This is a genomic window from Herbaspirillum huttiense, from assembly GCF_004367745.1.
Lineage (GTDB): Bacteria > Pseudomonadota > Gammaproteobacteria > Burkholderiales > Burkholderiaceae_D > Herbaspirillum > Herbaspirillum huttiense.
The window spans coordinates 2,542,747-2,553,315 of sequence record NZ_CP037993.1 but is presented as its reverse complement, the minus strand read 5'-3'; the positions used below and the strand labels follow the sequence as shown (position 1 = coordinate 2,553,315).

Annotated in this window: 11 protein-coding genes; 7 read left to right on the top strand and 4 right to left on the bottom strand. The window is 63.5% G+C overall.

Annotated features, from left to right (window positions below; genetic code table 11):
- The first annotated feature begins 82 nt into the window (after positions 1-82).
- Complete coding sequence (locus E2K99_RS11590) at positions 83-457, top strand: response regulator (RefSeq protein ID WP_034309554.1); 375 nt, start codon at positions 83-85, stop codon at positions 455-457.
- Between the two features lies 1 nt (position 458).
- On the top strand, positions 459-1,448 hold the full coding sequence (locus E2K99_RS11585; RefSeq protein WP_166675059.1) for a methyl-accepting chemotaxis protein: 990 nt from the start codon (positions 459-461) through the stop codon (positions 1,446-1,448).
- Here the strand turns inward: E2K99_RS11585 and E2K99_RS11580 are convergent.
- Positions 1,445-2,383 carry a LysR family transcriptional regulator gene (locus E2K99_RS11580; protein WP_134222294.1) on the bottom strand — a complete coding sequence of 313 codons (939 nt, stop codon included), beginning with the start codon at positions 2,381-2,383 and terminating at the stop codon, positions 1,445-1,447. The two genes, E2K99_RS11585 and E2K99_RS11580, sit on opposite strands and share 4 nt — an antisense overlap.
- Positions 2,384-2,597: 214 nt before the next feature.
- On the opposite strand from E2K99_RS11580, the gene E2K99_RS11575 reads away from it, so the two are divergent.
- The 5 genes from E2K99_RS11575 (at position 2,598) to nadB (ending at position 8,978) form a co-directional block, all read left to right on the top strand.
- A complete protein-coding gene (locus E2K99_RS11575) occupies positions 2,598-3,899 on the top strand; it encodes a CitMHS family transporter (RefSeq protein WP_134222293.1) in 1,302 nt (433 codons plus the stop codon).
- A gap of 43 nt (positions 3,900-3,942) precedes the next feature.
- Positions 3,943-5,298, top strand: a complete 1,356-nt coding sequence (locus E2K99_RS11570) for an acyclic terpene utilization AtuA family protein (protein ID WP_134222292.1) — start codon at positions 3,943-3,945, stop codon at positions 5,296-5,298.
- Position 5,299: 1 nt separating this feature from the next.
- Entirely contained in the window at positions 5,300-5,605 is a 306-nt protein-coding gene (locus E2K99_RS11565; RefSeq protein ID WP_134222291.1) for an AtuA-related protein, read from the top strand.
- Positions 5,606-5,992: 387 nt separating this feature from the next.
- Positions 5,993-7,204, top strand: coding sequence for a formate-dependent phosphoribosylglycinamide formyltransferase (gene purT / locus E2K99_RS11560; RefSeq protein ID WP_134222290.1), 1,212 nt, complete (start codon positions 5,993-5,995; stop codon positions 7,202-7,204).
- A 169-nt stretch (positions 7,205-7,373) separates the two neighbouring features.
- Positions 7,374-8,978, top strand: a complete 1,605-nt coding sequence (nadB, locus tag E2K99_RS11555; RefSeq protein WP_134222289.1) for an L-aspartate oxidase — start codon at positions 7,374-7,376, stop codon at positions 8,976-8,978.
- Positions 8,979-8,982: 4 nt separating this feature from the next.
- Here nadB and E2K99_RS11550 read toward each other — a convergent pair whose 3' ends face one another.
- The 3 genes from E2K99_RS11550 to E2K99_RS11535 all read right to left on the bottom strand — a co-directional run bounded on the left by E2K99_RS11550 (position 8,983) and on the right by E2K99_RS11535 (position 10,468).
- On the bottom strand, positions 8,983-9,690 hold the full coding sequence (locus E2K99_RS11550) for a hypothetical protein (RefSeq protein ID WP_205703775.1): 708 nt from the start codon (positions 9,688-9,690) through the stop codon (positions 8,983-8,985).
- A gap of 156 nt (positions 9,691-9,846) precedes the next feature.
- Positions 9,847-10,170, bottom strand: a complete 324-nt coding sequence (locus E2K99_RS11540; RefSeq protein WP_134222286.1) for a helix-turn-helix domain-containing protein — start codon at positions 10,168-10,170, stop codon at positions 9,847-9,849.
- A 1-nt stretch (position 10,171) separates the two neighbouring features.
- A complete protein-coding gene (locus tag E2K99_RS11535; protein WP_134222285.1) occupies positions 10,172-10,468 on the bottom strand; it encodes a DNA-binding protein in 297 nt (98 codons plus the stop codon).
- Between the last annotated feature and the right edge of the window lie 101 nt (positions 10,469-10,569).

Sequence of the window (10,569 nt, the reverse complement as noted above, 5' to 3'; positions counted from 1 at the left end):
CGCCTGCGCCGCCAACGACCCGGACAAACCAGACAAACCAGACAAACCAGACAAGCAGCATCAACCAGCAAGGAGTACCCAAATGAGCAAGACCATCCTGGTAGTGGACGATTCAGGCACCATGATCCTGAGCCTGAAAAACAATCTCGAAATTTCCGGCTTCAAGGTCATCACGGCCAACGACGGTGCGGCCGCCCTGGCCCGCCTGGGCCAGGCGCCCAAGCCGGATCTCATCATCACCGACATCAACATGCCCAACATGGGCGGCATCGAATTCATCGGCAAGGCGCGCGCCCTGCCGGGTTTCCGCTTCACGCCCATCCTGGTGCTCAGTACCGAGAGCCAGCAGGCCAAGCGCGATGAAGCCCGCAGTGCCGGGGCCAGCGGATGGATGGTCAAGCCGGTGCCGGGCGCCGAGCTGCTCAAGATCGTCAAACAGGTGCTGCCGGGAGCCTGACATGGGAATCATCCACGCCCTGCGCACCCGGGTACGCGCCCAGCCGCACATGCCGGTGGAACCGGGACCGACCTGCCAGGCCGCCCTGGTGGCCAGCATGCAACTCGACGAAGAAATCGCCGTGCGCCTCAAGGGTGCGGTGGAGCAGACCGAGAATTCCTCGCTGGCCATCATGAGCGAAGCGCGCGCCCTCTGCGACCGCTCTGCGCAACTGCTGGAGCGCATGCAGCGTGCCAGCCAGGAAAACGAGCGCGTACGCGACGAGATGCTGGAGACGGTCGATGCTTTGGTCGCCATGACGGAATTCCTCAAGAGCCTGCCGGAACGCATGCGCCGCGACGTCGAGAGCATCGGCCGCATTGCCGTGGAGATCGACAATCTCTCGGACCTGGCGCAGAGCGTCCAAGGCATCAGTACGCAGTCGCACCTGTTGTCGATCAACACGGCCATCGAGGCCAGCCGTGCCGGCCCGCAAGGCGCGGCTTTCAAGGTGATCGCCTCGGAGGTACGCAACCTGGCAGCCAATTCGCATACCGCAGCGGCACGGATTCGCACTACCTTGTCGGAAGTGCGCAAGACCTTGCACGACGAACTGGGCGGCAATACAGCCCAGTCGGCGGCCGACCTCGATCGCATCGCCGCCACCGCCGAGGCCGTGGGCAGGCTGCGTAGCAGCTTCGAGCACGTGCGCGATACCAGTGACCAGCAATACGCGCAGATGATGGCGCACGGCGAGGAACTAGTCGCTACCACCGGCAACATGCTGGGCCATCTGCAGTTCCAGGACGTAGTGCGGCAATGCGTGGAGCGCGTCCAGTACGCCGTGGACCGGCGCAATGCGGCCCTGGCCCAAATGGCGGGCGAGACCACGGTGATCCTGCCCGCGCATGAGGCGGCCACGGTGATCGCGCAGGTGGTCATCGATTACGTGGAACAGGAGCACCGCCACCTGGTGCGCGAGCCGGACTTGCCGGCCATGGAATTGTTCTAGGAAGCCTGTGGTTTGCGGCCGCGCCGCGCGGGGGGTGAGCTTTCAGCGCGCGCCTTGGCCTGGACCAGGTCCAGAAGGCCTTGCGCGGCGATGGACAGGCTGCGCTCCTTGGGCGTGACGATCAGCAGCGGCCGCACCAGCTCGGGCGCGTCCACCGGGATGGCCACCAGATTGGGCAGGCGGAACTGGAACAGCGTCAGCTCCGGCACCACGCTCACGCCCAAGCCGCTTTCGATCAGGGCCGCCAGGGTCGCCAGGTGTTCGACCTCCAGCCCGGTGTGGATCACCGCGCCCGGCCGCAGCACGGCATCCAGATGCTGGCGCACGCTGGTGGAGCGCGCCAGGTGGATCATTTCGCACCCGGCCAGTTGGGCCACCTTGATGCGGCGCTTGCCGGCCAGCGCATGGTCCTTGCGGCAGACCAGGTAGAACGGGTCGGCGCACAGGGGCTGCGTGGTGAACTCCAGCAGATTGGGGCCCGGCGCGGTAAGGGCGATATCGGCCTTGCCCTGGCGCAGCAGGTCCAGGCATTGATCCGATATGGCATCGAACAGCTCCACCGCCACGCCCGGATGACGTTGCCGGTAAGCCGCCAGCACCGGCGGCAGCCACCCCGCCGCCAGCGATGGCAAGGCCGCGATGGCTACCCTGCCCTTGCGCCGTGCGACGTAATCGTTCATGTCCGCCAGCGCCGCCTCCATGTCTGCGACCAGCTGGCGTGCCACCTCGACAAAGACTTCACCTTCCGGCGTCAGGCTCACGTTGCGGGTATCGCGTTCGAACAGGCGCGCGCCGGTTGCTGTTTCCAGCTTCTGGATCATGGCGCTGAAGGCGGACTGCGACACGTGGCAGCGCTCGGCCGCGTGGCCGAAATGGCGGCAGTCGGCCAAGGCCAGGAAGGCGTGCAGCAGGCGCGTGGACAGGTTGGCATGCATGGTCGAAAGCCGGATTGGATTATGCGGAAAGGCAGATCAATCAATCGAAAAAAGCGACTTTACAACAAAATCAGCCGCCACCTACACTCGCCCTGCTCACATCCGCGCACCCTGTACGGAATCATGTACAGAAGCTGAAGCACAAAAAAGAACGAACCGGTACCGGATGTGCTGACACGACAAGAACATCACATCAAAAAAACCGGAGACACGCATGTTGGCCCTGCTCGGCTTTGTCACGATCGTATCCTTGTTCACGGCCATCCTCACCAAGAGGATGTCGCCCCTGGTGGCGCTGATCGCCATTCCCATCATTGCCGCGCTGGTCGGTGGCTTCGGATTGCAGACCTCCAAGTTCATCGTGCAGGGCGTGACCGCCATTGCGCCGGTGGCCGGCATGTTCGTCTTTGCGATCCTGTTCTTCGGCATCGTGACCGATGCCGGCATGCTGGACCCGATCATCAGCCGCATCCTCAAGACCGTGGGCAGCCGCCCTACCCGCATCGTGCCGGGCACGGCGCTGCTGGCGCTGCTGATCCACCTGGATGGTTCGGGTGCGGTGACCTTCCTCATCACCATCCCCGCCATGCTGCCGCTGTACACGCGGCTGGGCATCGACAAGCGCATCCTGGCCTGCGTGGCCTCAATGGCGGCGGGCGTGAATTTCCTGCCGTGGACCGGCCCGATGATCCGTGCCTCGGCGGCGCTGCACATCCCGGTCTCGGACATCTTCACGCCGCTGGTGCCGGTGCAGCTGGTGGGGCTGGCGTTCGTGTTCATCGCCTCGTATCTGCTGGGCCTGAAGGAAGAGCGCCGGCTCGGGCTGGGCAAAGGATCGACGGTCGATTTCGTGCAGCAGCATGAGCTGAGCGAAGCACAACTGAAGATCCGTCGCCCGCAGAATTTCTGGGCCAACATCGTGCTGACGGTCTTCGTGCTGGGCGTGATGATCAGCGGCAAGGTTGATCCGGTGGTGATGTTCATGATCGGCGTGGTGCTGGCGCTGATGATCAACTACCGTGACGTGGCCATGCAGCGCGAGCGCATCGACGCCCACGCCAAGGCGGCTCTGCTGATGGCCAGCATCCTGTTTGCGGCGGGCGTGTTCACCGGCATCATGACCAAGTCAGGCATGCTCTCGGCCATGGCCAAGACTGCCGTCGGCTTCGTGCCGCCCGAGATGGCCGGCCATATCCCGGTGGTGCTGGGGGTGCTGTCGATGCCGCTGTCGCTGCTGTTCGATCCGGATTCCTTCTACTTCGGTGTGCTGCCGGTGATCGCCGAGGTCAGCCACATGCTGGGCGTACCGACCATCCAGGTGGCACAGGCGGCGCTGTTGGGCCAGATGACGACCGGTTTCCCGGTCAGCCCGCTCACGCCCGCCACCTTCCTCGTATGCGGCCTGGCCGGGATCGAACTGGCGGACCACCAGAAATACACCATTCCCTTCCTCTTCGGTGCCTCCGTGGTGATGACCATCGCCTGCGTGATACTGGGGCTGTTCCCGCTGTTCTGAGCGCGGGCCACCGGAAGTGCAACACCCTGTTTTGGAGAAGCGCATGACCCAAGATCCACAGCGCACCGTGCGCATCGGCGCCGGTGCCGGCTATTCAGGCGACCGCATCGAGCCGGCCGCCGAACTAGCCGAACACGGCCAGCTGGATTACCTGATCTTCGAATGCCTGGCCGAGCGCACCATCGCCATCGGCCAGCAAGCCCGGCTGGCGGACCCGGGCAAGGGTTACGACCCGCTGCTGGCCGAGCGCATGCATGCGGTACTCAAGACCTGCGCCACCCGGGGCATCCGCATCATCACCAACATGGGCGCGGCCAATCCGCTGGCGGCGGCGCAACGCGTGCGCGAGATCGCGCGTGAACTGGGACTGAGCGGACTGAAGGTAGCAGCCGTGGCAGGAGACGACGTGCTGGAGGCCGTGCAGCAGGACGAATGGCGCATCGAGGACAATGGCCAGCCGGTCGCTTCCCTCGGTAGCCGCCTCATCTCGGCCAATGCCTATCTGGGCATCGCCCCCATCGTCGAAGCCCTGCAGGCCGGTGCCCAGGTCATCATCACCGGCCGCGTGGCCGATCCCGCGCTGGTATTGGCACCGCTGGTACACGAATTCGGCTGGGCCGCCGATGACTGGGACAAGCTCGGCCAGGGCACCCTCATCGGCCACCTGCTGGAGTGCGCCGGACAGATTACCGGTGGCTATTTTGCTGATCCCGGCAAGAAGGACGTGGCCGGACTGGCGCGGCTCGGGTTTCCCATTGGCGAAGTGAAGGCTGATGGCAGTGCCGTCATCACCAAGGTGGCAGGGTCCGGAGGACAAGTCACGGCCCGCACCTGCAAGGAGCAATTGCTCTATGAGATCCATGATCCGAGCGCCTACTTCACGCCGGATGTGATTGCCGATTTCTCGCAAGTCCGCATCGAAGAAGTCGGGCCGGACCGCGTCGCCGTCACCGGCGGCCGCGGCCGTGCGCGACCGCAGACGCTCAAGACCACGCTGGGCTACCGCGACAGTTTCATTGGCGAAGGCCAGATCTCGTATGCCGGGCCGGGCGCGCAAGCGCGTGCGCAACTGGCCGGCGAGATCGTGCGCGAGCGGCTGGCGCTTACCGGCGTGCTGACTGAAGAACTGCGCGTGGACCTGATCGGCATCAATGCCATTGCCGGTGAACAGATGTCGGCGCATGCGCCCGAGCCGCACGAAGTCCGCCTGCGTGTGACCGGCCGCACGGCCAGCATGAAAGAGGCGGTCCGCATCGGCAATGAAGTCGAGACGCTTTATACCAACGGCCCGGCCGGTGGCGGCGGCGCCACCAAGTCGGCCCGCGAAGTCATCGCCGTGCTGTCGCTGCTGCTGCCGCGCACGCTGGTGCATCCATCCGTTTTCATCGAGGAGGCCTGAGATGCTGCTCAGAGAGATTGCTCATTCACGCGCCGGAGACAAAGGCGACATATCGAATATCTCCGTAATCGCCTATCGGCAGGAGGACTATGCGCTGCTGGAGCGTACCCTGACGGCCGAACGCGTGCGTGTGCATTTTGCCGGCGTGGTCCATGGGGAAGTGGTGCGCCACGCGCTGCCGCATCTGGGGGCACTGAACTTCGTGATGCAACACGCGCTGGGCGGAGGGGTTACCCGGTCACTGGCGCTGGATGCGCATGGGAAGGCCTTGTCGGGGGTGATGCTGGACTTGGAGCTGGACTGCTGAGCAGCGCGCAAGGTGGGCGCCAAAGATTTGCTCGAAAGAAATGGCGGTTGATCTGTCTTGGACAGGGATATTCTCTTTTATGTTGAGATAGCCGAATTTGGCGCAACAATTCAAACTCGTCCAGCGCCAAAATCCCGTCTCGCAGGAAACGTGCTCGGTTGCGTTCATTCGCTGCAAAACCGCGAGAAAAGACCGACGTTGTTCGATCCGCTTCGGTACCGTAGCCGAAATTCATTTCCCAAAAGAAAAATAAGCAATTTTTCGCCGATACTTCTTGCCAGAACTAGGTATATTGCGACTGTCCAAACCCTGCAAGATTTGGTATCGTCCGCCCGTGATCGATTCTCGCACTGCATCAGCGCCCCCCGCTGACACACTCCCCCCGATATGAAAAAACCAATCCGACTCGGCACTCCGCTGTCTCCTTCCGCTACCAAAGTCATGCTGCTGGGCTCCGGCGAACTCGGCAAGGAAGTCATCATCGCCCTGCAACGCCTGGGCGTGGAAGTCATTGCCGTTGACCGTTATGAGAACGCGCCTGGCCAGCAGGTCGCCCATCGTGCCCACGTGATCAACATGACCGACGGTGCCGCCCTGGCCGCACTGATCGAGCAGGAGCAGCCCGACCTGATCGTGCCCGAAATCGAGGCCATTGCTACCGAGACCCTGGTCAAGCTGGAAGAAGCCGGCCGTGCCCGCGTGATCCCGACCGCGCGCGCTGCCTGGCTGACCATGAACCGCGAAGGCATCCGCCGCCTGGCCGGTGAAACCCTGGGCCTGGCAACCTCGCCCTACCGCTTTGCCGACAGCCTGGACGAACTCAAGGCGGCCATTGACCAGATCGGCTTCCCCTGCGTGATCAAGCCGGTCATGTCGTCTTCCGGCAAGGGCCAGTCCAAGATCGACGGCCCCGATGAAATCGAAGCCGCCTGGAACTACGCCGCCGCTGGCGGCCGCGTCGACTCCGGCCGCGTGATCGTCGAAGGCTTCATCGACTTCGACTATGAAATCACCCTGCTGACGGTGCGCTCGCTCAACGAAAACGGCGACACCATCACCAGCTTCTGCGACCCCATCGGCCACGTCCAGGTCAAGGGTGACTACGTCGAGTCGTGGCAGCCGCACCCCATGCCCAGCGCCGCTCTGGAAAAAGCCCGCGACATCGCCCGCAAGGTCACCGAGAACCTCGGCGGCCTGGGCCTGTTCGGCGTGGAACTGTTCGTCAAGGGCGACATGGTCTGGTTCTCCGAAGTCAGCCCGCGTCCGCATGACACCGGCATGGTCACCATGGTCAGCCAGGTGCAGAGCGAGTTCGAACTGCACGCCAAGGCCATCCTCGGCCTGCCGGTCAATACTGCCCTCAGGAGCCCCGGTGCTTCCGCCGTGATCTACGGACAGCATGACGCACGTGGCATCGCCTTCGATGGCGTGGCTGAGGCGCTGCGCATCCCGGGTGCCGATATTCGCCTGTTCGGCAAGCCGGAATCCTTCGCCCGCCGCCGCATGGGCGTGGCCCTGGCTTCCGGTGACAGCGTCGAAACCGCACGCATCCGCGCCAAGCAGGCTGCGGCCAAGGTCAAGCCGGTGATTCCGCAGTGATCTTGCACTCAGTCGCATGACATGAACGGGCTCCGACGAAAATCGGGGCCCGTTTTGATTTGGGCGGGCAAAAGCACCACCCTTGTGCCGGAAACGATATAAACGATATGCCTACGGCATGCCGCTATAATCACCGTCTCCCTCCACAACAGCAGCTTTGCTCACGATCATGAAGTGTGATGTCGCCATCCTCGGCAGCGGTCTGGCCGGTCTTTCCGTCGCGCTCCACCTGGCCGAGAAGTATCAGGTGGTGGTGGTTTCCAAAGGCGAGCTGCTGGACGGGGCCAGCAACTGGGCGCAAGGCGGCATTGCCGCCGTGCTTGATTCGGGCGACAGCCATGCCCAGCATATCGACGATACGCTGGTGGCCGGTGCCGGCCTGTGCGATGAAAGCGCCACCCGCTACATCGTCGAACACGGCCGCGAGGCCATCGAATGGTTGATCGCGCAGGGCGTGCCCTTCACCCGCGACGACAGCGCCGAGCTGGGCTATCACCTCACCCGCGAAGGTGGCCACAGCCAGCGCCGCATCATCCACGCCGCTGATGCCACCGGCCACGCCGTGCAGGTGACGCTGGAGCAGCGCGTGCGCGCCCACCCCAACATCACGCTGCTGGAGCATCACTGCGCCATCGACCTGATCCACGCGCGCAAGCTCGATCCCAAGGCCGAACCGCGCTGCCTGGGCGTGCATGTGCAGGACACCGCCAGCGGCCGTGTGCTGGCCATCGCGGCCGGCCGCACGGTGCTGGCCACGGGCGGGGCCGGCAAAGTGTATCTCTACACTTCCAATCCCGATTCAGCCACCGGCGACGGCATCGCCATGGCCTGGCGTGCCGGCTGCCGGGTGGCCAACATGGAATTCATCCAGTTCCATCCGACTTGCCTGTATCACCCTTACGCAAAATCCTTCCTCATCAGCGAGGCCTTGCGCGGCGAAGGGGCCTTGCTCAAGCTGCCGGCTTCGGCGGGTGCTCTGGCGGGCCAGCGTTTCATGCCGGAACACGACGAGCGTGCCGAGCTGGCGCCGCGCGACATCGTGGCGCGTGCCATCGATTTCGAGATGAAAAAACGCGGGCTGGACCATGTCGACCTGGACATCAGCCATCAAAGCCCGGCCTTCATCGGCGAGCACTTCCCGACCATCCAGGCGCGCTGCCTGGAGTTCGGCATCGACATCACGCGCCAGCCCATCCCGGTGGTGCCGGCAGCGCACTACACCTGCGGCGGCGTGGTGACCGACATGGCCGGCCGCACCGACCTGCCAGGCTTGTACGCGGTCGGCGAGACGGCCTATACCGGGCTGCATGGCGCCAATCGCCTGGCCAGCAATTCGCTGCTGGAATGCCTGGTGCTGGGCCGCTCGGCCGCCGAGGATATTGAGCGGGAATTGTCAGCGGGCACCTGGCGCATCGCCGAGGTACCGCAATGGGATGAAAGCCGCGTCAGCGATGCCGACGAGGAAGTGGTGATCGCCCACAACTGGGACGAGCTGCGCCGCTTCATGTGGAATTACGTCAGCATCGTGCGCACCGACAAGCGTCTCGAACGCGCCCAGCACCGCATCCGCCTGCTCAAGGAAGAGATCGACGAGTACTACGCCAACTTCCGCATCTCGCGCGACCTGCTGGAGCTGCGCAATCTGGTGGATGTGGCGCAGCTGATCGTTTCCAGCGCCCTGATGCGCAAGGAAAGCCGCGGCCTCCACTTCAGCCAGGACTATCCACGCACCCTGCCCCGCGCCACACCGACCATCCTGCCGGGACGCCCTTAAGCGGCTATTTGCGCTGGCGGTATTGTTTGCGGTAGACGTTGGGGGCGGCCAGCACGTCGGCGACGGTCTGGCTGTAGCGGGTGGCGGCCTCCCCTTCCAGGGTATCGAAGTGCAGCGCGGGCCGTTCGCGCGGCACGGGCATGCATTGCGCGACCGGCATGCCTTTGGGCAGTACGCCGACAAACTCTTCATCGGTCCAGACGGCAGGGAAATTGATACCGGCGTCATGGAACTGGTCCGCATCCACCAGTCCTGAGAGCAGCCGGAACGGCAGGTCGTGGCGATTCACCGGATGCGTCGCGAAGAGTGACCAGCCAGGTTCCAGTTCGATGGTCCAGAAGCTGTTGAACTTCAGCACCAGCGCATCGCCGTGTTCGAACGGTGTGCCGGTGACCTGCGCGGGCGGATGAAAACTCAATGGCGCACGCGGATGGCCCTCCACGGTGGTCGCCGGGGCTTCCCAATCCCAACTGAAGCTGCCTTTGTCCACGTGCACGTCGCAGGGCAGCAGGATCATGAAACCATGGGCCATCGCATCGATGAAGGGCGGGCATTGCTTGACGGTGCGGATATCGCGGCCATGCAGCGCGGAGAAGGCCTTGGCCGGCATGCTGCGGATCCAGTCGGGGATCAGCTCGCGGGCCAGGCGGGGACGTGGGAGGTGGTCAATCAGCGCAGGATCGCAGCGGAAGTGGATTTGCGGTGAGGGCATGAGGTTCAGGGGCGATATGAAGATTCAAGGCCAGGCCTTTGCCCGAAACAGCGGAGCAATGGGGCGAAGCCAATGATAGCGCGCCACGGTCGCCCTCCGGATATGAAAAAACCCGCCTTCAGCGGGTTTTTTCAGAGTGGTCAGGTTCAGGAAACTTCATACGACGCTCAACTCTTCGGACAACTCGGGGTGCTTGATGATCAGCCTTAGCAGACATAGCACTCCTCCTGGTGGCGCGAACCGTCCTTGCTCCCAATCGCGCAATGTCGCTACCGGGGTTTCGATGCGCTCGGCAAAAGCAGCTTGCGTCAGACCGGATTTCTCCCGTGCCTGACGCACGATGATCTGCTCCGGGGTTGTGACACGCCCGACCCCTGCCTTCGCCTCTGCAAGTGCTTGCCGCAGATCGGGAAGAGCCTCACCGGCATCAGCCTCGATAGCCTTTGCCACCTTCTCAACGTCGATTTTGCTTATGCCCATGTCACACCACCTTCTTGATGTCAGCGGGAAGCATGTTGGAGCGTTCGGCCTTCGCATACGCCGTCACCAGCAACACCACTTCCTGCTCCGTCAGGTTGAAGTAGATCACCCGCGCGCCGCTTGACTTCCCTGATCCCGAACGGCTCCAGCGAACTTTGCGTGCACCATCAGCACCTGGGATCACATCCCCGACCAGCGGGTTCAACGCAATCCAATCGATGAAGGCCAGTCGCTCATCCTCTGACCACAGCTTCTCGGCCTGCTTCTGGAAGGTCGGAGTTTCGATCACGGTGCGCATGGATCGAATTATACGGGATACCCGTACTTAGTCAATCAATGCAGAGCGCGAGTTCCTCTTCGCCAGTGCCGGGCGCAGGATCATTCCCACTTTATTGTAAT